The organism is Sporosarcina limicola (assembly GCF_014873855.1).
Classification (GTDB): Bacteria; Bacillota; Bacilli; order Bacillales_A; family Planococcaceae; genus Sporosarcina; species Sporosarcina limicola.
The window spans coordinates 25,124-47,820 of record NZ_JADBEL010000018.1 but is presented as its reverse complement, the minus strand read 5'-3'; the positions used below and the strand labels follow the sequence as shown (position 1 = coordinate 47,820).

At 40.7% G+C, this 22,697-nt stretch carries 21 protein-coding genes; 8 read left to right on the top strand and 13 right to left on the bottom strand.

The window, feature by feature from the left end:
- Window positions 1–57: 57 nt before the first annotated feature.
- Complete coding sequence (locus H4683_RS14685) at window positions 58–1,086, bottom strand: enoyl-CoA hydratase/isomerase family protein (protein ID WP_192599609.1); 1,029 nt, start codon at window positions 1,084–1,086, stop codon at window positions 58–60.
- Window positions 1,087–1,102: 16 nt separating this feature from the next.
- The gene (locus H4683_RS14680; RefSeq protein WP_192599576.1) at window positions 1,103–1,888 is read right to left on the bottom strand and encodes an enoyl-CoA hydratase-related protein; all 786 of its coding nucleotides are present in this window, start codon (window positions 1,886–1,888) and stop codon (window positions 1,103–1,105) included.
- A gap of 272 nt (window positions 1,889–2,160) precedes the next feature.
- Here H4683_RS14680 and H4683_RS14675 point away from each other — a divergent pair, with 272 nt between their 5' ends.
- Entirely contained in the window at window positions 2,161–3,375 is a 1,215-nt protein-coding gene (locus H4683_RS14675; RefSeq protein ID WP_192599575.1) for a carboxylate--amine ligase, read from the top strand.
- 91 nt (window positions 3,376–3,466) lie between these two features.
- On the opposite strand, the gene H4683_RS14670 is transcribed toward H4683_RS14675, so the two are convergent.
- The gene (locus H4683_RS14670; RefSeq protein ID WP_225942114.1) at window positions 3,467–5,200 is read right to left on the bottom strand and encodes a methyl-accepting chemotaxis protein; all 1,734 of its coding nucleotides are present in this window, start codon (window positions 5,198–5,200) and stop codon (window positions 3,467–3,469) included.
- Window positions 5,201–5,366: 166 nt separating this feature from the next.
- Window positions 5,367–6,419 carry an SDR family oxidoreductase gene (locus tag H4683_RS14665; protein ID WP_192599574.1) on the bottom strand — a complete coding sequence of 351 codons (1,053 nt, stop codon included), beginning with the start codon at window positions 6,417–6,419 and terminating at the stop codon, window positions 5,367–5,369.
- A 240-nt stretch (window positions 6,420–6,659) separates the two neighbouring features.
- On the opposite strand from H4683_RS14665, the gene H4683_RS14660 reads away from it, so the two are divergent.
- The gene (locus tag H4683_RS14660) at window positions 6,660–7,802 is read left to right on the top strand and encodes a DEAD/DEAH box helicase (protein ID WP_192599573.1); all 1,143 of its coding nucleotides are present in this window, start codon (window positions 6,660–6,662) and stop codon (window positions 7,800–7,802) included.
- 274 nt (window positions 7,803–8,076) lie between these two features.
- On the opposite strand, the gene map is transcribed toward H4683_RS14660, so the two are convergent.
- From map to H4683_RS14645, 3 genes are all read right to left on the bottom strand, one after another.
- Complete coding sequence (gene map, locus H4683_RS14655) at window positions 8,077–8,823, bottom strand: type I methionyl aminopeptidase (protein ID WP_192599572.1); 747 nt, start codon at window positions 8,821–8,823, stop codon at window positions 8,077–8,079.
- Window positions 8,824–9,109: 286 nt separating this feature from the next.
- Window positions 9,110–9,451 carry a magnetosome magnetite crystal formation protein family gene (locus H4683_RS14650; protein WP_192599571.1) on the bottom strand — a complete coding sequence of 114 codons (342 nt, stop codon included), beginning with the start codon at window positions 9,449–9,451 and terminating at the stop codon, window positions 9,110–9,112.
- 128 nt (window positions 9,452–9,579) lie between these two features.
- Window positions 9,580–10,305 (bottom strand): tryptophan-rich sensory protein, encoded by a 726-nt coding sequence (locus H4683_RS14645; RefSeq protein WP_192599570.1) that lies wholly within the window; start codon window positions 10,303–10,305, stop codon window positions 9,580–9,582.
- Window positions 10,306–10,474: 169 nt separating this feature from the next.
- Between H4683_RS14645 and H4683_RS14640 the strand changes: the two genes are divergently transcribed.
- Together H4683_RS14640 and H4683_RS14635 are read left to right on the top strand one after the other, a co-directional pair.
- A complete protein-coding gene (locus H4683_RS14640) occupies window positions 10,475–12,277 on the top strand; it encodes a M3 family oligoendopeptidase (protein WP_192599569.1) in 1,803 nt (600 codons plus the stop codon).
- A 7-nt stretch (window positions 12,278–12,284) separates the two neighbouring features.
- Window positions 12,285–12,830, top strand: a complete 546-nt coding sequence (locus tag H4683_RS14635) for a GNAT family N-acetyltransferase (RefSeq protein WP_192599568.1) — start codon at window positions 12,285–12,287, stop codon at window positions 12,828–12,830.
- Window positions 12,831–12,906: 76 nt separating this feature from the next.
- On the opposite strand, the gene H4683_RS14630 is transcribed toward H4683_RS14635, so the two are convergent.
- From H4683_RS14630 to H4683_RS14620, 3 genes are all read right to left on the bottom strand, one after another.
- Window positions 12,907–13,506 carry a beta-class carbonic anhydrase gene (locus H4683_RS14630; protein ID WP_192599567.1) on the bottom strand — a complete coding sequence of 200 codons (600 nt, stop codon included), beginning with the start codon at window positions 13,504–13,506 and terminating at the stop codon, window positions 12,907–12,909.
- Window positions 13,507–13,719: 213 nt separating this feature from the next.
- Entirely contained in the window at window positions 13,720–13,860 is a 141-nt protein-coding gene (locus tag H4683_RS14625; RefSeq protein WP_192599566.1) for a hypothetical protein, read from the bottom strand.
- A 108-nt stretch (window positions 13,861–13,968) separates the two neighbouring features.
- A complete protein-coding gene (locus H4683_RS14620; protein ID WP_192599565.1) occupies window positions 13,969–15,201 on the bottom strand; it encodes an aminopeptidase in 1,233 nt (410 codons plus the stop codon).
- A 194-nt stretch (window positions 15,202–15,395) separates the two neighbouring features.
- On the opposite strand from H4683_RS14620, the gene motA reads away from it, so the two are divergent.
- Window positions 15,396–16,211 (top strand): flagellar motor stator protein MotA, encoded by an 816-nt coding sequence (gene motA, locus H4683_RS14615; RefSeq protein WP_192599564.1) that lies wholly within the window; start codon window positions 15,396–15,398, stop codon window positions 16,209–16,211.
- Entirely contained in the window at window positions 16,195–16,953 is a 759-nt protein-coding gene (motB, locus tag H4683_RS14610) for a flagellar motor protein MotB (protein WP_192599563.1), read from the top strand. Before motA ends, motB begins: the two co-directional genes overlap by 17 nt.
- 164 nt (window positions 16,954–17,117) lie before the next feature.
- Here motB and H4683_RS14605 read toward each other — a convergent pair whose 3' ends face one another.
- Window positions 17,118–17,339 carry a DUF1128 domain-containing protein gene (locus H4683_RS14605; RefSeq protein ID WP_192599562.1) on the bottom strand — a complete coding sequence of 74 codons (222 nt, stop codon included), beginning with the start codon at window positions 17,337–17,339 and terminating at the stop codon, window positions 17,118–17,120.
- A 375-nt stretch (window positions 17,340–17,714) separates the two neighbouring features.
- Entirely contained in the window at window positions 17,715–19,076 is a 1,362-nt protein-coding gene (locus H4683_RS14600; protein WP_192599561.1) for an alanine/glycine:cation symporter family protein, read from the bottom strand.
- A 225-nt stretch (window positions 19,077–19,301) separates the two neighbouring features.
- Between H4683_RS14600 and H4683_RS14595 the strand changes: the two genes are divergently transcribed.
- Complete coding sequence (locus H4683_RS14595) at window positions 19,302–19,682, top strand: YtxH domain-containing protein (protein WP_192599560.1); 381 nt, start codon at window positions 19,302–19,304, stop codon at window positions 19,680–19,682.
- Window positions 19,683–19,709: 27 nt separating this feature from the next.
- Window positions 19,710–20,708 (top strand): YihY/virulence factor BrkB family protein, encoded by a 999-nt coding sequence (locus H4683_RS14590; RefSeq protein WP_338062478.1) that lies wholly within the window; start codon window positions 19,710–19,712, stop codon window positions 20,706–20,708.
- A 23-nt stretch (window positions 20,709–20,731) separates the two neighbouring features.
- On the opposite strand, the gene H4683_RS14585 is transcribed toward H4683_RS14590, so the two are convergent.
- Complete coding sequence (locus H4683_RS14585) at window positions 20,732–22,636, bottom strand: heavy metal translocating P-type ATPase (RefSeq protein WP_192599559.1); 1,905 nt, start codon at window positions 22,634–22,636, stop codon at window positions 20,732–20,734.
- Window positions 22,637–22,697: the final 61 nt, after the last annotated feature.

The window sequence follows — 22,697 nt, the reverse complement described above, 5'->3', positions numbered from 1 at the left end:
TAGCTAGAAAAAAAGCCGAAATCCATTTTATAAGGATTTCGGCTTTTGGCTTTTATATTAGGAAATGAAAAACTGATTAATCATATCATCTGTAATAGATGATATATGTGGGTATTTATAGTTTGGTTTTAAATCTTTATCGATTAGAACGGAACGAACACCTTCAAAAAAGTCTTCATGTTTCATAAAGTTCTTTGCGAGAATAAGGTCAGTCGCAAGACATTCTTCTAATGTTTTTTGTTCACCTTCGATTAACTGTTTTAAGGTCACTTTTAAAGAAATAGCTGATTTTGCAAGCATTGTTTCTTTCGTTTCTAGCGCAAATGGGGTGTCGCTTTTTTCCAATGAATCTAAGATTTCCTCTACTGTTGTAAAAGAAAAGTGGTCGTCTATTTCCTTTTGCAATCGTACAAGACTTCCTTCATTAGGTGCAGGTGTCGTGTATTGTTCAAGTAGTGTATCTATTGTTGTTTCTGTTTGTGATTCCTCTAATTCATGGAGGAGAAGTATAAGTTTTTCATGCTGTATAAAATGATCCGCCCCATTTATATAAAGAACATCCTCTGCTTTTAACTGCATAGCTGTTAAAGCTAAGTAGCGTCCGATAAACCCGGGAGCTTTATTTAGAAAATAGGCGGCACCTACATCTGGGAAAAAACCGATTGCCAATTCGGGCATTGCCCAAATTGTACGCTCTGTGACAAGTCTAGTACTAGCCCCGTATGTTAAACCGACGCCTCCTCCCATGACAATTCCATCCAAACAAGCAATGATTGGCTTAGGAAATTGGGCAATGGCCAAATCGGTTTGATATTCTTCAGTGAAAAAGGTATTTGCTTTTTGCAGACACTCTTCATTATCTTTTGCTCCATAGAGTGTTTTTATATCCCCACCAGCACATAATCCTTTCGAGCCAGCCCCTTTGATGATGACGATTTTGACACGGTCGTTTGTCGTCCAATCTGATAACTTTACTCCAATTGCTTGAACCATCTCAAGGGATAGCGAATTTAATGCTTTTGGTCGATTAAGGAGAATCGTACCTACTCTATGGTTATTTATGGAAAAAAGGACTTCTTGTGTCATCAATAACAACCCTCTTTCACGAATGTTCAAAAATAGGTTTTCTTTTTTCAACAAATGCTTGGATACCTTCTTTGGCATCATCAGTTAAAAATAGTTCAGCAAATAGCGTGCGTTCGCGTTCTAATCCATTGGCTAAAGGTTCATTAGCTCCTTGGATAATGCATTCGACAGCCCGCATGACACTTGTCATACTTTTACCATCCACGAATGCTTTGGCAATCGTCTTAGCAGTTGGCAAAAGTTCCTCTTGAGAAACAACAAGTTGGACGAGACCCTCTTTCAGCGCCTCTTCTCCGCTAAGTTGTTCACTTGTTAAAATGAGTTTCAGGGCATTTGCTGTATTTGTTAACCTACTCAACCTTTGCGTTCCACCGAATGTAGGGATCAGTCCAAGTTGAAGCTCAGGTAATCCAAGGGTTGCAGTAGGTGTGGTAATTCGATAATGACACCCCATAGCCAATTCCAATCCACCCCCAAGACAAGCGCCATTAATTGCGGCGATAACTGGTTTCTTCATCCATTCTATTTCGTTGCAAAGATCTTGTCCTGCTGTGGCCATTGCAAGTCCTTGCTGTTTGTCACCTAATGCATCTATAAATTCCTTAATATCAGCACCAGCAACAAAGAAACGTCCTGCACCGGTCAAGATAATCGCTTTTACCTCATCATCTTTTGCAAGGTTTTTAAATACCATTCTCAGTTCGGAAATACACGCTGTTGACAATGTGTTCGCGGGTGCATGGTCTATCTCGACAACTGCAATTGCATTTTCTGTTATTACATTTGTATAACTTTTCGACATTAGTGACTCACTCCTTTAGGAAGTATATGCAATTATCATACCATTTAAAAGAGTATATTATCTATAAGTTTAACTAAAGAAGTGATGTAAAACTGTCTAGACTGTTTTACGGTTAGCATGGATAGGCTACCATTGATACTGAAGAAATTATAAAATACTCGATCAGTGAAATGGAATAATTCATATCCAAATCCCAGTCTCTGGTCACTTTCTTGACAATGAAAAATAGGTGCCCTACACTTATCAATAGAATACAATAGTCGGAGGACAAAATGACAAAACATCCATTCATCCCAATCATCATTGGAACAGATATGAACGCCTACAATATGGCCATCTCATTTCATGAAGAGTATGGCATTAAACCGATTCTAGTAGGAAAAGAAGCCTTATCATTCACTAGTTTAAGTTCAATTATTAAAAGCATCGAACTCAATCCGAAACTGCCAGAAAAGCAGGTATTTGTCAGATTTTTAAAAGAGATTGCGACGAAGTATGCAGAGCCTGGGAAAAAGATGTTGCTAATCGGAACGAATGATTTATATGTTCGAATGATAATTGAAAATGCGGACGCGTTAAAAAGCGACTACCTATTTAATTATATTGATGAGCCTCTCATGAATGATTTGCTTGTTAAATCGAATTTCTACAAGCTTTGTGTGGAACACGGCATCGAAACGCCAGCGACATACTTTTATTCCTGCCTGGAGGACAAGCCTTTCGCAGATGAGGTCCTATTTCCTGTCATTATTAAGCCAAGTAACGGTGTAGAGTATTACAAGAATCCGTTTGCAGGTATGCAAAAAGTGTATAAGGTCGATTCGTATGATGAAATTCAGAAAGTCGTAGAGACGATTAAAGCAAGTGGCTACAAAGAAGACCTCATTATTCAAGACTACATTCCAGGCGACGATACATACATGTGGGATTCCGTCTTTTACATGAACAGCCATGGAAAAGCGGAACTGATTACATACGCACAAGTCGTCTTGCAGGAGCATACCGTAACCGCTATTGGAAACTACACAGCACTCATCACAAGATACGACGAAGAGATGATGATGAAGCTGAAAGACTTCCTAGAAGCGCTTCACTATGTAGGTTACGCGAACTTCGATTTGAAATTCGATAAAAGAGACGGAAAGTTCAAAGTATTCGAAGTGAATATCCGCCAAGGTAGATCGAGTTATTATATTACAGCTTGCGGGCATAATATGGCGAAGTACTTTGTGGACGATCTCATTCATGGCGAACAGAAGCCTCTGACTTTATTGGATAAACCATTCCTTTTCACAGTAGTTCCGAAAATTGTATTGAAGAAGTTCGTTTTAAACCGTGAAATCTGTAATGAAGTGAAGACGTTACTTAAGCAAGGTAAATTTGGCAATCCATTATTCTATAAAAAAGACCGCCATTTTAAACGGAAACTGTATTTATTTGCACGGCAGATTAATTACTACCGCAAGTATAAAGATAATCAGTGGTGACCATGAACCCCTAGAAACATGGAGAAAAGGGTCTAATTCGAAAAAGAGAGTGTCCCAACTTGGGACACTCTCTTTTAATGGACAGCAAGTATCAGGTGAAACGTTCAACAAGATCATGCATGTGTTCCGCTTCAGTGTGGAGTTCAAGTGAAGAATGCATGATGGAATTGATGGCACTCTTCTGTTCGTCCAACGCTGCATTGATCTCTTCTGTTGCGGCGGCCGATTGGCTGCCGACGGATGCAATTTGACTGATGGCACCAACCACAACTTGCCGATTGGAATCCATCTCATGCATATCATTTTCCAATGAGTAGAGAAGGGCAGTAATATCACCAATGGATGCAGATAGATAAGTGAATGCTTCTTTTGTTTCATGGATAGCTCCAGCTTGTCCCTGTGAAAGCACAAGTGTATGAGACATATGTTCTTCGGAGGTTTCTGTTTCTTTCTCGATATGAACGAGCAAATCACGGACCCGATTCGTCGCCCCGTTCGTATCCTCAGATAACTTTCTAACTTCTTCTGCAACTACTGCAAACCCTTTTCCGTGTTCACCCGCGCGTGCGGCTTCAATAGTGGCATTCAAAGCAAGAAGATTGGTCTGTGCAGAAATAGATGTAATTGTTTGTACGATATTTTGAATTTCTCCCATGCGTTCAGTAAGATGTGTAAAATTCATTTTAAGTCCATTGATCACTTCAGTGAATTCGGTTGAATTCCGTTCAAGTATATTCACTTTTTCGCTACCTGTTTTTTGAAAACTAGTCATTTTTGTAACCTCTTTAACCACGCCGGCATATTGAAATGCCGTGTTGGAAATGAGTTGGGATAAGTTGTCTACCTTATTGATAGCGATGTCCGCTTCTTCAGATTGGATAACTGCACCTTTCGTAATTTCACCGATGGCATGGTGAATTTCATCTGCGGATGCAGTCGTCTGTTCAGTAATTGCGCTTAGCATTTCAGAAGACGTCCGCATTTTATTGGATGATTCTCGCGTATTGCCAACCATTTCATTCAGACTAGACTTCATATTATTCACATTTATAGCTAGTTTTCCTAGTTCATCTTGGGATTCGATTGGAATATCCGTACCACTCAATTTACCTTTGGCAATATCTGACGTCATGGCCATGACTTTTATGATGTAAGAAGTCATTCGATTAGAGAAGATATAGAAAAGGCCGACACCGACGACAATTGCGATCAGTAAAGTAAGCAACGTATACTGGAGTAGATTTTTCGCGCCGGCATTGAAGTCCATTTCATAAGTTCCAGCAGCGATGATCCATTCCCAACGAGGATCGAATGCACTGTATGTGATTTTTGGCGCTTGCATATCTGGGTTCGATGGGATTGCCCAATCGTAACCGACAAAACCTCCGCCATTCTTTGCAGCATCAATCACTTCGCGGACAAAGTAACGCCCATCCTTCGTCTGAATATCATATAGATTTTCCCCTTCAATGTTGGGATGAGCTTCCAATGTCCCATTTTCACTCAAAACATAGAAATAAAAGTTTTCACCGTATTTTGCTGGGTTGTCGATTGATCGTGTGTCGTTCTCATTTTTCGGTCCGATAATTTGTGTCTTGGCCCTTTCTTGTGCTTCTTCAAGTGTCAGATTACCGGATTGGACTTGATCATCCAATTCTTCAATCATGTCCAATAGGGTATACACTCCATTTTGCATGCCGATACGACCGGTCTTATCCAGTTCACTTTTTGCGATAAAGTAATTGATTGTACCGACAAATAGTAGTGGAAACAAAATTACGATTAAGGCCAGTGTCATGAGTTTATTGCGCACAGAGTTTTTCAATAGTAAATCCTCCTTTGTGAAATCCCTATACGATCCCTAAATATAGTAATTGTTAATATAAATAGTATAGGATAAAAGAGGTAATAAATAAATATCAAATTTCTAAATAATGCAAAATGTCGAAAAAAAGACAAAAAGTATTGACGATTCTGGTAAATAATACTACTTATACGTCGAAATATGCGTCAATAATTATTTTCATAGTCGTATCAGACAAATCTAAGTGACTGATGGCTGTACCTTCAATAAGTCGTTGTGTATTACTGTCGTCGAAATCGAATGAGCGTGACAAATAGGCATTAAAGACACTAATCATTCCGTTCAATTTTTCTTCATCGGCAGTCAACGTTCCAGGTGGCGCCTCTTCAATAATTTCTAGTTGATTAAAATCAAGTGCGTTTTTAATCAGTGTTAAAATAGCGAAGTTTGTTGCAGGTGATGGGTTTGTAATATTATAAATCATACCTGGCTCTGCTTTTTTCGCCGCAACCGCTAAAATATCGGCGACATAATTGACTGGAACTAGGTTTGACGTAGCATGCTTACTGCCAAGTACCCTATAAATTGTATCTGAGTTAGCGGAACTCCTTGATATTCGTCTTTTGAACACATCGAGCGCTCGCATGAATCCATAAAGCGTGAATTCTGAATCCGCTTCACCCGTTTCGGAATCCCCGACGATGATTGATGGACGTAAAATGGAGACGTCCATCTGATCCGAATAGGAAAGAACGAGGTGTTCAGAATGGACTTTGCTTTCCTCGTAGGGATTGTGAATGTCCGAATCGATAGGGTAAAGTGATTCAACACCTTGCTCGCGTTTACCCACCGTGTAGGCGGTACTAATATAAAGAAACTGCTTCACTTGTAATGTCTTTGCAAGCTCCAGCGCGTGTTCCGTTCCTCCATGGTTTATCGCGAATAACTCTTCACGCAACTCCTCATCGAACTTTACAAGGGCAGCAATATGATAAAAGAGTTCAACTTTTCCTGTTAATTCATTGATATCCCCGTCTTTCAATCCGCAAAATGGCTCTGTAATATCACCTTGTAATAGTCTGATTCTTTTTTTAGCATCTCCGGCAAGATTCTCAATTAGACGTTCAGCCTTGTCCATATTGCGCACGAGTACGAATAATGTGTGGTCAGTCGTTTTAAGTAGGTTGTTCAGTAATTTTGCTCCAAGAAAACCGGTGGAGCCTGTTAAAAAAATCGTCAATCCGAATCCCTCCATGAATGGGTGGGGAAATACTCCCCCTTTACCTGTTATTCCGATTATCGCACATATTGGTAAGTGATGTGGGGAATTAACGGTTTTATGTCGAATAAAAGGAGAGTGCGCGTTCAAAATAGTTAATTCAACAGCAACGGCAAATAAATAAACGAAATCAACTGAAATGAAGTGATGAATCCCATCTTGTGATAAACTTGAAAGAACAGAGTGAAAGTGGGGATAAAGATGTCCTTCTTAGAAAAAATGGACGATGTATTTAAAGAGAAATGGAAATTCGACTATGAAATGCCGATTCAGACGAAAATGATTCCTGAAATGCTTACTGGTAAAGATATCGTTGCAGAGTCACCAACAGGTTCAGGCAAGACACTAGCGTTTGTATTACCGATTCTGCAAATGGTTGAAGGTGATAAAAAACAGACACAGGTGCTAATCATGACGCCATCCCAGGAGTTGTCGATGCAAATTGTCAATGTTATTCGGGAATGGGTGGAAGGGACAAGTATCACTGTCACGCAACTAATCGGCGGAGCTAATATGCAACGGCAGATTGAAAAGTTGAAGAAGAAGCCAACAATCGTAGTTGGTACGCCTGGAAGGCTAGCCGAGCTTGTCAAAACGAAAAAACTAAAAATGTATGATATCCGACAGATCATCTTGGATGAGGGAGATCAGCTCTTAGCAAAAGATCATCGCGTTAGCGTGAAAAATATGATTGAAGCGGCGAATCCGGAAAGGCAAGTGACCGTTCTATCTGCTACAATCACAGAAGAAATTGAAGTCGTTGCCAGTAAGTTCATGAAGGATCCCGTCCGTATTCAAGTATCTGCTCAAGATATGCCGAAATCCGGTAAAGTCATCCATAGTTTTGTCAAGACGGATGTGCGAGATAAAACGGACGTGCTACGCGGAATCTCCCACTTGAAGGGAATCCGGGCGCTAGCTTTCATCAATAATGTCGACCAGCTCCGCATGAAAGAGATGAAGTTGAAATATAGTGACGCGCCGATTGCGGTCATGCATTCGGATATGAATAAGTTTGAACGTCAGCAGACATTGGATGATTTCCGTAAAGGGAAAACACGTGTCCTAATTGCTACAGATCTGGCGGCGAGAGGCCTGGATATAGACGGATTGACGCATGTCATCCACGTCGATGTGCCACATACGGTAGAACAATATTTACATCGTTCAGGCAGAACTGGTCGTGCCGGTCAAGACGGCGAAGTATTAACATTGTTGTCCTACGCAGAAGAACGTGATTACCGTAAGTTGACGAAGGGCATCAAAACACTTCAGAAAACGTGGTATAAAGGACACTTACAAGAAGGTAATTCAAAAACAGTCGGAACGAATAACAAAAAATAAGGGAAAAGGGCTGCGATGGAATATTCCTCACAGCCCTTTTTTAAAATGAAAGTATAAATTTAGGGTCTTCTATAATTCGTTAGTATATATATCTTTTACCACGAAGCGACTGATTCCGCCTACGAAGTGACCAATCCCACCCGCGAAGCGACCAATTCCGCCCGCGAAGCGACCAATTCGCACATCGAAGCGACCGATTGCACCCGCGAAGCGACCAATCCGCGCACAGAAGCGACCAATTCGCGCATCGAAGCGACTGATTGCCTGCCCCTTTTTAAATTTCGGTTAAAATAATTGGTGCACCTTTTGTGACGATGATGGTATGCTCGATTTGTGCGACAAGGGATTTGTCTGGAGTGATGAACGTCCAACCATCCCTAGATTCGATGATATGCTCCGCACTTTCAGAGATGAATGGCTCGACTGCGAGTACCATCCCTTCTTTTAGAAGCGTCTTATCCCATGCATCATAATAGTTAAGTATATGTTGTGGTTCTTCATGCAAAGATTTCCCAATGCCATGACCTGTCAAGTTTTTGATGACATGTAGGCCATTGCTTTTTGCCTCACGCTCTACTGCTTTCCCAATCTGATTTAGACTAGAGCCTGCTTTTACTTTTGTCATCGCGCGCTCGAACGCACTTTTCGCAACATCACATAAGTGCTGCTTTTTATCATTGGGTGTTCCAACGACAAATGAAATACCTGTATCGGCGAAATAGCCATCATAGGAGCCTGATACGTCGATATTAACGAGGTCACCGTCTTTAATGACCCGAGAACCTGGAATCCCATGCGCAACTTCGTGATTGACGCTGATGCATGTATAGCCTGGGAAATCATATTCTCCAATAGGTCCGGATATTGCACCCTTCTCATTGAATAGATGTCCGCCAATCTCATCGATTTCCTTGGTTGTTCTTCCAGGAATCGTTGCATCTTTCATCACTTCTCTAATTTCAGCAACAATTCGCCCAATTTTTTTAAAAGCTTCTATTTCTTGCTCGGTTTTTACAATCATTTTGCACAAATCCTTTCTTCCGTTCATTCTTTTTCATACCATACTATATCATTATTGAATGGCATAAAAAAGCCTGCAAACTTGAAAAAGGTTTGCAGGTTTTGAAGTTATCTCTTTTGAATGGTTGTGCTGGCCCTTTTTTTCTTTGCCATCACTTTTCGAACAATTGGATAGATGACTGGAGCCCATTTAAGAGCGGTTTTTAGTACTCTACCTAGCTTCATTTAAAAATCACCCCTAAGTAACGAATACCTTGTTTTCCCCTAAATAGCGAGAGTATAAACATTCATTTCAATACTTTTACGCCCTGAATAACGTTCCAGATAAAGATAATCATAAAGAGTAGGCCGTAAATAAGCATGAAAAGGAAGGGGGCAAATTGCCAAAAACTAAAACTATTTTCTGTCATTTCGTCAAAAGAGCCCCTAAATGACATCATTGAAAAAATCATTATGACAAACACTACAATCAGAAGAACGACTGGAATAAGATGCGAAAGGAGCGAACGTTTTGCATGGTATTTCACTTCCCGATCATCTGTAACGAAGTAAACGATGATTGGAAGGAGTAAGGGTGCAAAGAAAATACTGAAATAGCATAATGCGGCTAAAACTTTATTGTTAGTCATAGAGATACCTCCATTGTACTATAGTGAAAAAAGATAATCTTTTGCCTATCTTGCATGAAGTGAACGCATCTTATACAAAGAGTGGAGTATATAGCATTAACTTTCGCTACTTTTACTGATTCCAAGGCTTATTTTTTCGACTTTCTTGTAAAATAAATAAAGATACCAATGGTCGCTGTTAGAAAAAGGGCTGCTGCTGAAATGAATAATTCATTCGCGCCGTTTTTCACTGCAATTCCTATGAACGCCCACATAAAAACGATATTTAACGCTATATCCGCATGATGATAAAGGAAATGGAGAGCGATTGTAGCGGCAATGGTCAAGTAGATTACGGTCCATAACGGGTCGCTTAGCCCCCAGCCTGACCATTCGTGAAGAGTTAGGACATAACTGACATTTGCAATTGTCGCTATAAAACCCCATCCTAGATATACCGCGATGGGCATTCTCCCCAAAAGTAGAAGTCCCCTTTTTGGATAAGTGAAATAAAGAGTCAGAAGTGTCATAAGAAGTACCATCATGACAACAACTGTCCAATTGAAAAAGCCATAATGCCAGAGCAGAATCCAAACGATATTGAGCAGGCAGCTGAATATGAACAGGGCAGATCTACGATTTTGTAACATAGGGTCAATTTTTTTGTTGTTCTGCCAAAAACCGTATAGCCAAAAGGCAAGTAATGCATAAATGATGGCCCAAATTAAAAAGACATACCCTGCTGGTGTAAAAAGCACTGGTAATTTACTCGCGATTTCTCCAGTCGTTTGTCCATTTAAAGGAAAACTATTTGCTACTACGTTGAGAGTTACAACTGCAATGAACGAAAGTATCATTAAAATCATTCTAAACATATTTAAATCCTCCTATTGAATAGTATACAGAGGAAAAGTGGAACCTGCGAAGGAAAGTATGAAATTTCCGTCACAATTGAAATATCCACGTATTATTTCGCAAGTCGAAGATTCATGGTATAATTACGGGTGTATTGGGAAAATTATGAACGGATTAAGGGGGATTATTATGATAAAAAAAATGTATTCGGAAATTTGGGATCTTGATGTATTCTTCAAAGGTGGAAGTAGTTCGCAGGAATTGCGCACGCATCTTGATAATGTTGATGGTAAAATTGGTTTATTGGAAGAGGCAGCTGAATCATTCAAAGTTCCTTTATCATTCGACGCTGCAAAAAATGTTGAAGATCTTATCGAGTCTATCAAAGAAGTAGCTTTACACATGTCCCAGGCAGGCGCTGTCATTGGTTGTTTCCTTGCAGCAGATACGACGGACAAAAAAGCGTTGATACTCCAAGGAGAAACAGGTTCATTAGGAGCAAAATTCTCTACAGCTATGCTAAAAATCAAGCAGACGCTTGCTAAGGTAGATGAAGAGGTTTGGAATAGGCTCTTGGAAGCAGATGGATTAAAGGAATTTTCATTCGTTCTAAATGAGTGGCGTGAGGAAGTAGAATTGAAGCTATCCGAAGAGGAAGAGAGTTTGATAACCTCGCTTAGTGTCGACGGCTATCACGGATGGGGTCAGTTGTATGACTTGCTTGTAGGAAATATCAAAATCAACCTCGTAGTGGATGGGGAAGAAAAGGTGCTCTCCGTAGGCCAAGCAAATAACCTAAGTTCGCATGAAAATGCAGATGTCCGCAAGAAGTCATTTGAAGCATTAGAAGAAGCTTGGGAAGAAAAAGAAGATTTCTTCGCTTCTGCATTAAATCATCTTGCTGGGTTCAGACTTGCAGTATACAAAAAACGTGGCTGGGATTCCGTCCTGAAAGAACCGCTTCTTCGTAACCGAATGAGTGAAGAGACACTCGATGCAATGTGGGGAGCAATCAGCGCAAAAAAAGCACCATTCGTGAATTATTTGAATGTTAAAGCGAAAATGCTAGGTACTGAAAAAATGAACTGGTACGATATGGACGCACCTGTCACAGCATCAACGAAAAAGATGCCATTTCAGGAAGGTGCAGAATTCATTTTAAAACAGTTCGGTGAGTTTGGTCCTGAACTTGAAGCGTTCTCACGAAAAGCATTTGAAGATAGTTGGATTGAAGCTGAAAATCGTCCAAACAAACGCCCAGGTGGTTTCTGTACAGGGATGCCGATGTCCGAGCAGTCTCGCATTTTTATGACCTATAGTGGAACTATGTCGAATGTTGCGACACTTGCACATGAGCTTGGCCATGCATTCCACTCATACGCGCTAAGGCCAGTTCATTGGATGAATCGCCAATATGCAATGGGCGTAGCAGAAACAGCCTCAACATTCGCAGAAATGATTGTGGCGGATGCAGCGGTAAAAGCGGCAACGACAAATGATGAAAAAATTGCATTGCTAGAAGATAAGATTCAGCGTAGTGTGGCATTCTTCATGAACATTCATGCGAGATTCCTCTTTGAAACAAGATTTTATGAAGAGCGTGGAAAAGGAATCGTTCCAGCTGCAAGATTGAACGAACTAATGGAGGAAGCACAGAAAGAAGCATATGGGGATGCTCTTGAGGCAGTCCATCCGCACTTCTGGGCATCAAAACTTCATTTCTATATCACAAGCGTACCTTTTTACAATTTCCCTTACACATTTGGCTATTTGTTCTCTTTAAGCATTTACGCAAAAGCAATTGAAGAAGGTGAGGGGTTTGAACAGAAGTACATGGCGCTATTACGCGATACTGCAGTCATGAGTGTAGAGGACCTTGCTATGAAGCATCTAGGTGAGGATATTACAAAACAGGAGTTTTGGGCTAAAGGCGTTGCGTTATGTGTGAAAGATGTCGAGGAGTTCCTAGAACTAACTTCTGTAAAAGGGTGAACAAACATTGATACTATTAGAAGGAGAAACTTGTTATCTGCAAGTATTACATGAAGAAGACGCATCGAACTTTACCGAATTGCTCATTGCGAATAAAGACTATTGGTCTATTTTCGAACCAAGACATGAGGCGAGATATTTCACTGTAGCCGTCCAAAGGGAGAAAATTAGAGAATCTGTCTATCAAATGAGGGATCGAAGGGAATATAGTTTTGGTATCTTTAATTCGAATACAAGTCGGTTAATCGGACATATTTCGTTGTACAGTATTAAGAGATTACCTTTCTCAAGTGGTTTTGTAGGCTATTCAATCGATGAACGTGAAATTGGGCGGGGTCTCGGCACAGAAGCGGTACGCCTCGTCACCAAGTTCGCTTTTGAGAAAGTCGCCTTACACCGTGTCGAGGCATACGTTTCTCCCCGTAATATCGGGTCAATCAAAGTACTCGAAAAGTCAGGATACTGTCAAGAGGGATTATTACGTAGACTTCTTTATATCAATGGTATCTGGGAAGATCATTATATGTATGCAGTGGTTGAAGACGAATTTTGAAAGGGTAAGGCCGCTTTTCGGAAATTGTCAGCAAAAATAAAAAGCCGATTCCTGTAAGAATGGAATCGGCTTTTGTCTATTTCCCGGGAAATATGTTCCCTTGATTTTCAGTGTGAAATTTGTAACCATCCACAATTACTTCAAGACGACCTGTATCAGGGTGAGCGACGAGTCCATGGACGGGTACTTGGTTGTCCATAAGTGGGTGATTTCGGACAGCTTCAACACTCATCTTAACACTCTCTGTTACATCACTAAAACCATGAAGCCAATCCTTCAAGTCGATACCTGAATATTTTAGCGTTTTGAAAAGATTCTTATCAATTCCTCGTTCAACCATATTTCCCATGATGATATCTGTGTCGATGGAACTCATTCCGCAATCATGATGCCCGATAATGTATACTTCGTCAGCTTGTAACTGATAAACAGCTAAAATTAGACTTCGCATAATTCCACCAAAAGGATGTGTGATGACTGCGCCAGCACTTTTGATTATTTTTGCATCGCCATTCTTCAAATCCATCGCTTTGGGTAACAGCTCAGTCAATCTAGTATCCATGCATGTCAAGATAACAATACGTTTATCGGGAAACTTTGTTGTTGCATACTTCTCATATTGCTTATCATTCACAAATGCCTCATTGAATTCAAGGAACTCTGAAAGGATTGTCATGGTATTCTCCTCTCTGATTGTGTTATTGAATATAATTGAATGATTAAGCCCCAAAAAGGTTGTTCCCTTTAAAAAACGTCCTAAAAACCACAACATATAGTGATCTGATTAACCATATACATACCGCATATGGCGCCATAAGTAGCCGTTGGACCTTGTTGGGGGCGAATCATTGAATTAATTATAAAGAAAAGAGCTGCCCAAGGGCAACTCTTAAAACTTTACTTCTGGTTTTGGATCGATTCTTTCTGCGTCGGCAGAATTGAGAGCCTTTGCAAGATAGTGCATGGTAAACACCGCCGCCAAACCAAGGACGATTGCATAACCAATAACAGTAGTGAACATCAAGCCCATATATAAGACTCCTCTCTACAATGATAATTTGCAACTCACTTCATTATACTATAAAAATCTTAGCATTTTAAGGGGATAAAGAAATGTTTTTAGTAATTGTGACGGTTTTTAGAAAGCCCAGTTGCCGCTGCGGAATACAGCTTCAGTTGAACCATCATCAAGAATCCCGTCAATATCCATTTTGTCAGACCCAATCATGAAATCGACATGGGTAATGCTTTGATTTAAACCATTCTTTTCAAGCTCTTCGCGTGACATTTTTTTGCCGCCTTTAATACAAAATGCATACGCACTTCCGATCGCAAGATGGTTTGATGCGTTTTCGTCGAACAATGTATTATAAAAAAGTAACTCGGATTGGGAGATTGGTGAAGCATGTGGAACGAGTGCTACTTCGCCTAAGTGTTTTGCGCCTTCGTCAGTGTCAATAAGACGTTTGAGAACTTCTTCACCTTGTTCGGCGGCGACATCTAGTATACGGCCGTCTTTGAAAGTGATTTTGAAATGATCAATGATATTGCCACCATAACTTAATGGTTTTGTGCTGGATACATAGCCGTTAACACCAGTTTTCAGTGGAACGGTAAATACCTCTTCTGTTGGCATATTCGCCATAAATGTATGTCCTTTTTCGTTGATACTGCCCGCTCCACACCATAAGTGGCCTTCAGGTAATTCGATTGTCAAGTCTGTGCCTGGAGCTGTGTAATGAAGTTTGCGGTAGCGTTTTTCATTCAAGTAATTGACTTTTTCATGTAAGTTACTGTCATGATTGACCCATGATTGGACGGGGTCTTCTTGGTCAGCACGTACCGCTTTCAGGATGGCATCCCATAGCGCTGGCACTTGTTCCGATTTCGTGATTTCAGGGAATACCTTTGCCGCCCAATCCTCGGATGGGACAGCGATGACAGTCCAGCTGATTTTGTCGGACTGCACATACTGACGGTACTTATCAAGCGCTTGACCTGCAGCTTTTTGAGCGTCACTAATACGGGAAGGATTGATTCCTTTCAAAAGATCAGGGCTTTGAGAAACGATACTCATGAATGCAGCACCTTTTTCGGCAAGTCTCTCACGTTCTATTACTTTCCACTCAGGAAATTCAGAAAAAGAGTCTGCGGGCGCTTTCTCGAAACGCAATCGGGAAACGATGTCATCTGCCCAGTCGACAAATACTTGACGAGCACCTGCTTCATAAGCTCTTTCTGTGACGAGGCGGACAAAATCTGTTGCTACTGTTGATGCACTGATGTAAAGGTATTGATTTGGTTGTATATTGACCCCTACCTTAACTGCTAGGTCAGCATAATTGGATAGCTGTTGTTGAAATGTGGACATGATTCATTACTCCTTTCTGTATCATGTTTTATAGTACCAATTTATCACCTGGATTCGCAATGATAAAGTAATTCGACAAATTAAGACAGTCAAATCTACTCTAATGTACTAATTCTTTTATTATGTCTAAAGAAAATGAAAATCATGCCGAAATAAGTAGAAGAAACAAGAATGTAATACTTGGAGGGTCTACTATGGATTTATCAACAGTTTTTGGTCTTATACTGGGGTTCGTTGCCCTCATTGTCGGAATGGCTATGAAAGGTGTTACACCAGATAATCTGTTTAATGTCGCAGCTATTCTTATTATCATTTTCGGGACGATAGCATCTGTCATTATCGCATTCCCAATGAATGAATTGAAACGTGTACCAAAACTGTTCGGAGTACTTTTTAAAGAACAGAAACTAGTTTCGGATTCCGACGTCATCCGAATGTTTTCTGGTTGGGCAGATACTGCACGACGTGAGGGGTTACTTTCACTTGAGGCAAAAACGGATGAAATTCAAGATCCCTTTTTGAAAAATGGTCTTGGTCTCGCGATTGATGGACAGAATGCCGATTATATTCGCGATGTCCTTACCGAGGAAGTTGATGCAATGGAAGACCGTCATGCAGTAGGGGCCCTCATATTTTCACAGGCGGGAACGTATGCACCAACGCTCGGGGTTCTCGGTGCAGTAGTGGGACTTATCGCAGCACTTAAGAATCTAAGTGACCTCACTTTATTAGGTCATGCAATATCCTCTGCGTTTATCGCCACGTTACTTGGTATTTTCACAGGATACGTGCTGTGGCATCCATTTGCGAATAAGTTGAAGCGGAAATCGAGTGAAGAAGTAAGACAGAAGATGATGATGATTGAAGGGATCCTTTCAGTTTTAGAAGGGGAAGCACCGCGTGTTATCGAACAGAAGCTTTCATCTTATCTATCAGTAGAAGAGCGTCGAAAACTTGCAGCTACGAATTCAGTTGACAAGGAGGCGGGCAAGTTTGTCGAAGAGACGTAAGAAAAAAAAAGAGGCTTACAAAGTAGATGAATCATGGCTGTTACCATATGCCGACCTTCTAACTCTTCTCCTAGCACTTTTTATCGTGCTATTTGCGTCTAGTACGCTCGATGTCAATAAATTCAATCAAATATCCTCAGTTTTCAATGAAATTTTTGATGGAGGGCAAGGAGTGATGGATCATGCAGCTCCAATAACGACTCCTATCCCCACTATAAAAGAACCAGAGGATGAGGAGAATTTATCCTATCTAGAGGATCAAAAATCACTTAGCGAGATTCAGGATCGAGTGGATGAATATATTGCGGAAAACAAATTGGAAAATTTATTCGAGACAAAGCTTACGGATGAAGGATTGCTGGTAACGATTCGAGACAGTATTCTCTTTAGTCCTGGACATGCGACCATCAAGTCAGAATACTTGGGCATTGCAGATGATATTGCAGAGCTTTTAGTATTTGACGAACCGCGGCAGATTGTCGTTACAGGGCATACAGATACTGTACCGATTCAAAATACTGAATTTCAATCAAACTGGGAACTCAGTGTCATGAGGGCAGTTAATTTCATGAGAAGTATCATGAGAAGTGATGAAATTGACCCCTTATTATTTAGTGCTAAAGGATATGGTGAGTTCCATCCGATTGCGCCAAATGATACATCGGAAGGTAGAAGTAAAAACCGCCGAGTTGAAGTTCTTATCCAGCCACTGGTTCTACAAGATGGTACTAAACTTGAATGATATCTATTCAAAATAAAAAGGATTCGACGGTTTGAAATGAAACCGTCGAATCCTTTTTTGTTTGATTTTTTATTCACTAGGTATCTTGCCGACTGCCGTTAGCCTATACAAGGATTAACGACAGTCAGTAAGGTTATCGTTTATGACACATTGATGGTATCACTTTACTTTCTAAGTGAACCGAGCTCTGCTGCGATGGCTTGCATTTCATTAGGTGTGATTTTTTTACGCTTTATGACCATTTTATACATATAATGTAGATCTTCGTATTGTGAAGTACTGAAATTTTCTGCTTTCATTGCATCTACATTGACCATGCGAAGTTTTTCTTTAATCTGTTCAATCATATACGTGACATTTTCTGTTGTAGGGTTTGTTAAATCCATAAATAGTGTCCGCCTTTCATAACCTTTTCACATATCATTTCATTATTCCCCGACACTGTCAAATTGAATGATCAACTTCATTCAGCAGAAATCTCCCCATTCTAAAAGTGGTTAGATGAAAGCCGAAGTGTGTAGACAATTCAACGGGGGTTCAAACCCCTGCTGAATACTGCAGAACCCTGATTAAGATTGCCAGAAGGAGGTATATGGTATAAATCCTAAATTCGCCGCATCGTGCGGTAACGGATACATGACCAGCTTCCTGCTGACCCCGGCAACGAAGAGGGATGAAGCTCAATCCCTCTCCCTTGAGTGACCAGCTTCCTGCTGACCCAAATCCTCCGGTTGTAAATACGCCGAGGCGTATTTGATTTATTATTTTTTTGCTATTTCCTTTTCTTCTTTAATCTTGGCTTGTACTCGTTTTGTTTCAAATACGATGATGCCGGATAATCCAAGTAGACCGATTAAGTTAGGAATCGCCATAAGACCGTTCATCACATCAGCGAATAACCAGACAACGTCAAGCGTAGCTGTTGCACCAACAAAGATGACTGCGATAAATACGAGACGGTAATAGAGTAGAACTTTTGGATTCGGGAACAAGTATTGGAAACATTTCTCTCCATAATACGCCCATCCGAAGATTGTAGAAGTGGCAAAAAATAGTAATCCAATTGAAACAACAATTGGGCCCCAACTACCAAGGAACTGACCAAAAGCGGCAGATGTCAAAGCCCCACCTGTTAAACCATCAGGGTTATCTTTCCAGATACCGGACATGATGATTGTGACACCTGTAATCGAACAGATGATTAATGTATCAAAGAGAACCTGAGTCATTGAAACGAGCGCCTGACGACCAGGCATATCAGTTCTTGCGGCAGCCGCTGCAATCGGAGCTGACCCAAGGCCTGCTTCGTTTGAGAATACACCACGCGCAACACCGAAACGGATAACCGTACCGATTGCCCCACCCGCGACAGCTTCTCCGCTAAACGCGTATTTGAAAATTGTGGCAAAAGCTTCCGGTATGAGTCCGACGTTCAGGACCATTACGATTAAACCAGCAATTACATAGAACACAGCCATGATTGGAACGAAGAATGATGTAACTTTACCAATCGTTTTGATACCACCGAGGATGACCATTCCTGCTAGTGCTACAAGAACGAGTCCAGTAATCCAATGCGGAACATTGAATGTCTGATCCATGACATCTGCAACAGCTTTTGCCTGTGTTCCATTTCCGATACCAAATGCAGCAATAGCACCGAATATAGCGAATAATATACCGAGCCAACGCATTTTCAGACCATGTTCTAGATAGTACATCGGTCCTCCAGCCATTTGACCATTTGCATCTTTTACACGGTATTTAACTGCAAGAATTGCTTCTCCATATTTTGTTGCCATTCCAAAAAATGCGGATACCCACATCCAGAATAATGCACCAGGACCTCCGAGGAAAATAGCGGTTGCAACACCGACGATATTTCCGACGCCGACAGTTGCGGCCATCGCGGTCATAAGGGCTTGGAAGTGGGAAATGTCGCCTTCTGACTTCTTATCTTGATTTTTTGTGAATACGAGTTTTAAAGCATAAGGTAATAAACGTAATTGAATAAGTCCTAGTCTAAGCGTTAAATAGATTCCGGTTCCGACTAATAGAATAAGAAGTGGCGGCCCCCAAATAAATCCGCTTATCTTGTCTAAAAATACTGTTAAACCTTCCATTCCAATACCCCCTTTTATTTGTATAGCTAATACAACAGAACAATTAGTTTTCTCTCGGCACACATCCTCTCGTATTCTGTCATTTTTAATTGGGCTTATTGTTAATATTCCGAAAGTATTTGACTTTCGTCAAGCTTTATTTTTATAATTCGACAAATTTGTTTTTTTTTCGCGCACTCAGGGTATAATGATGTATGCGGAATAGTTGGAATAGGAGGGATTATCATGGGAAAAAGTAAGATAGGTAAATTTATTTTTTTCGGGGCACTTTTAGGAGCAACAGTAAGCATGTTTGATCGAAGCACTCGTGAACAAGTGGCTGAAAAATCAAAAAGTGTTGTGACGGGAATTAGTTTCTACTCAAAAAATCCTGGTTTAGTTAAACGGAAAGTACAAGAAAAGGGAGAGAAGATTCAGGCCATTTATGTGCAAGTATCCGAAAATATCTCCTATATTAAGGAACAAATAGAGGAACTGAAAACATTAACCCCGCAAGTGAAGGAACTCGTTGTCAATACGAAGGATGCATTTGTTGAGTCGAAGGATGACTATAAGTCGATAATGAATGAAGCTCCAGTACCTGAGGGTCCGAATTCAGAAAAGTGAAGCGTATTGAAAGGAGTGACGTGAATTATGAAGGACGATGAACGTTCAACTCCTGTGCGGGGAATTAGAGAAAAATCGATTACAAAGAAGAAGGAAATAGAAAGTCTTGTGAAAAACACTGCCGTCATGCGTTTTTTTTATGAAATAAAAGAAGGTGATCTTGAAAAGTTCGATGTCACGACAATGAACGGCTTTTCGAAAGAGTTACTCGTTCGGATAAAAAAGGTGGACGTGACGGGTCTCGGCTCGCAACTCGCCTTCTTTTTCCTGCTGTCTCTTTTTCCTCTACTAATCTTTATTATGACGCTTCTGCCATTCTTGAACCTTGATCATGCTGAGCTCTTCCTTTTTATACGAGGTTATGCGCCTGAAAGTGTTGCTTTACTTATCGAGGATACACTTAGGGAGGTTTTGAATAACCGTAATGGAGGCCTGTTATCGATCGGTATATTGGCAACCGTGTGGTCCGCTTCAAAAGGGATGAATGTCTTGACGAAAGCGCTTAATCGTTCGTATTTCACTGAAGAGACACGCTCTTTCATTGTGGCCCGTGGAATGTCAGTTGTTTTTACGGTTATGCTCATCGCGGTACTAATCATTGCACTTGTTTTACCGGTGTTTGGTCATCAGATTGGGAGTATTGCATTCTCAGCTTTTGGGCTAGAGGACAACTTTCTTAAATTATGGGGAAAGCTACGTTGGATCATTCCACCCGTTCTCATTTTTATCGTTTTTTCAGCAATTTACTGGATTGTACCTAATTTGAAACTAAAATTAAAAAGCGTTTTTCCAGGAGCGCTATTTGCAACGATTGGGTGGATTCTTACATCTCTTGCTTTCTCATTCTATGTAGGGAGCTATGGAAATTATTCGAATACGTATGGAAGCATTGGAACGATCATTGTTCTCATGATGTGGCTATACTTTTCTGCCATCATTTTGATGCTTGGTGGGCAACTCAATGCAGTTATGACAGAGAGGATAGAAGCAAAAATTGCAAAAGAAAAAAGCAATGCTGTTGGTTAACTGCATTGCTTTTTTTGATTTTATTAATTAACCCGATTGAGCATACGAAGGCCGTTTAATATGACGAGAATCGTACTTCCTTCGTGTCCGATTACGCCTAGTGGCAAATCGACGACCTGCATAAAGTTGGAAATGATAAGCACCATGATGATTGTAATGGAGAAAAAGACGTTCTGCTTCACAATTCGCTGCATTTTTCGTGATAGTTTGATAGCGTAAGAAATGCGAGTCAAATCATTTTGCATAAGAACGATATCGGCTGTCTCAAGTGCAACATCAGTACCCTCGCCCATTGCAAATCCAGATGTTGCCGTCGCAAGGGCAGGGGCATCATTAATACCGTCCCCGACCATTCCGACTGTCTTGTACTCAGCGAGGAGTTTTTTCAAATGAACAACTTTCATTTCTGGTAAACATTCTGCGACGTATGAATCGATCCCGGCTTCCTTCGCGATGGCAGCAGCTGTTTTTTCATTGTCGCCTGTCAGCATGACCGTGAAAATCCCTGCACTTTTTAACTCTTTTATGGCCTGAACTGCTTCATCGCGTAGCGTATCTTTCAAAGCGGCGGCAGCAATTATCCCTTGATCATCCTTCATGAAAACCACAGTTTTCCCTTCATCGGCAAGTGCTAAGGCAATGCCTTGATGAAATTCTTCTGCTAATTCCTTGCCCACAAAACGGGGATTTCCCACAAGTAGTTCTCCTGTGTCGGAAAAAGCCCGAATACCGTGGCCTGGAACGTCTTCTATTTGAAGATTACGTTTGACAGTGATTCCTATATTCTTTGCATAGTTCGTTATTGCTACGGCAAGGGGGTGATTCGATTGTGATTCGATACCCGCAAGGATTGCCAATGTTTCATCTACATTAACCCCTTCACGAACAATGAAATCTGTAACAACAGGTTTTCCATTTGTCAGTGTTCCTGTTTTATCGAAAGCAACCGTCTTTAGAGAACCAAGATGTTCGAGATGGACACCGCCTTTGAAAAGGATGCCTCGTTTTGCACCGTTAGAGACTGCTGCAAGCGTTGCAGGCATAATAGATGCTACAAGTGCGCAAGGGGACGCGACGACGAGTAGGACGATAGCACGGTAGATTGTTGTCATCCAATCCCAACCAAAGACAAAGTGGGGGAGGAACATCATGACAAAGACCGTAATGATAACAATTTTTACATAAGTTCCTTCAAATTTTTCGATAAACTGTTGAGATGGCGATTTTTCACTCTTTGCACTTTGAACCATCGTAATAATTTTTTGAAATAATGTTTCAGAGCTTGGCTTTGTCATTTTCATTTTGATGGCCCCGCTCAAGTTGACCGTACCTGCGAATAATTCATCGCCTGTTTCTTTTGTCACAGGAACGGATTCACCATTAATGGCCGACATATCGATGGAAGTGGCGCCGTATGTCACGTTTCCGTCGACTGGAATCCGTTCACCTGGTTTGACAAGTAGAATTGATCCGACTTTTAAAGAAGCGGTTGGTACTTTAATTTCCGAGCCGTTATCTTGAATGAGCCACGCCTCTTCAGGTTGCAACTCCATGAGTGCTGAGATTTCCTTATGGCTTTTATTTATCGTATACGTTTCGAGTGCACCACTGATTGCGAAGATGAAAATGAGAATTGCTCCTTCTGCCCAGTAGCCGATAATTGCGGAACCAAGTGCTGCGAAGATCATGAGCATTTCGACATTTAACTCTTTATTTTTGATTGTTTCTTCAACGCCTTCTTTTGCTTTGGCAAAGCCGCCAATTAAAAATGCAATAATATAGAGAATGATAGAAGCTGTTTCAGTGCCGCCTTTTCCAATTAACCATGCTGCGACAATTAATATTCCTGACAGAATCGCTGCTATCAATTCAAGATGTTCCGTCCAATTTACAGTTGGCTGTTTTTCCTGTTCGATGTGTGTTGTCAATTTAACTCCTCCTAATTGAGAATGAAATTCAATTTCAAAACCCTAATTAAAGCACGAAAGT

Excerpts from the sequence above, each read along its gene's own strand:
- H4683_RS14685 (WP_192599609.1), bottom strand. The coding sequence starts at position 1,086 with ATGACACAAGAAGTCCTTTTTTCCATAAATAACCATAGAGTAGGTACG.
- H4683_RS14680 (WP_192599576.1), bottom strand. The coding sequence starts at position 1,888 with ATGTCGAAAAGTTATACAAATGTAATAACAGAAAATGCAATTGCAGTT.
- H4683_RS14675 (WP_192599575.1), top strand. The coding sequence starts at position 2,161 with ATGACAAAACATCCATTCATCCCAATCATCATTGGAACAGATATGAAC.
- H4683_RS14660 (WP_192599573.1), top strand. The coding sequence starts at position 6,660 with ATGTCCTTCTTAGAAAAAATGGACGATGTATTTAAAGAGAAATGGAAA.
- map (WP_192599572.1), bottom strand. The coding sequence starts at position 8,823 with ATGATTGTAAAAACCGAGCAAGAAATAGAAGCTTTTAAAAAAATTGGG.
- H4683_RS14650 (WP_192599571.1), bottom strand. The coding sequence starts at position 9,451 with ATGACTAACAATAAAGTTTTAGCCGCATTATGCTATTTCAGTATTTTC.
- H4683_RS14645 (WP_192599570.1), bottom strand. The coding sequence starts at position 10,305 with ATGTTTAGAATGATTTTAATGATACTTTCGTTCATTGCAGTTGTAACT.
- H4683_RS14640 (WP_192599569.1), top strand. The coding sequence starts at position 10,475 with ATGATAAAAAAAATGTATTCGGAAATTTGGGATCTTGATGTATTCTTC.
- H4683_RS14630 (WP_192599567.1), bottom strand. The coding sequence starts at position 13,506 with ATGACAATCCTTTCAGAGTTCCTTGAATTCAATGAGGCATTTGTGAAT.
- H4683_RS14625 (WP_192599566.1), bottom strand. The coding sequence starts at position 13,860 with ATGGGCTTGATGTTCACTACTGTTATTGGTTATGCAATCGTCCTTGGT.
- H4683_RS14620 (WP_192599565.1), bottom strand. The coding sequence starts at position 15,201 with ATGTCCACATTTCAACAACAGCTATCCAATTATGCTGACCTAGCAGTT.
- motA (WP_192599564.1), top strand. The coding sequence starts at position 15,396 with ATGGATTTATCAACAGTTTTTGGTCTTATACTGGGGTTCGTTGCCCTC.
- H4683_RS14605 (WP_192599562.1), bottom strand. The coding sequence starts at position 17,339 with ATGGATTTAACAAACCCTACAACAGAAAATGTCACGTATATGATTGAA.
- H4683_RS14600 (WP_192599561.1), bottom strand. The coding sequence starts at position 19,076 with ATGGAAGGTTTAACAGTATTTTTAGACAAGATAAGCGGATTTATTTGG.
- H4683_RS14595 (WP_192599560.1), top strand. The coding sequence starts at position 19,302 with ATGGGAAAAAGTAAGATAGGTAAATTTATTTTTTTCGGGGCACTTTTA.
- H4683_RS14590 (WP_338062478.1), top strand. The coding sequence starts at position 19,710 with ATGAAGGACGATGAACGTTCAACTCCTGTGCGGGGAATTAGAGAAAAA.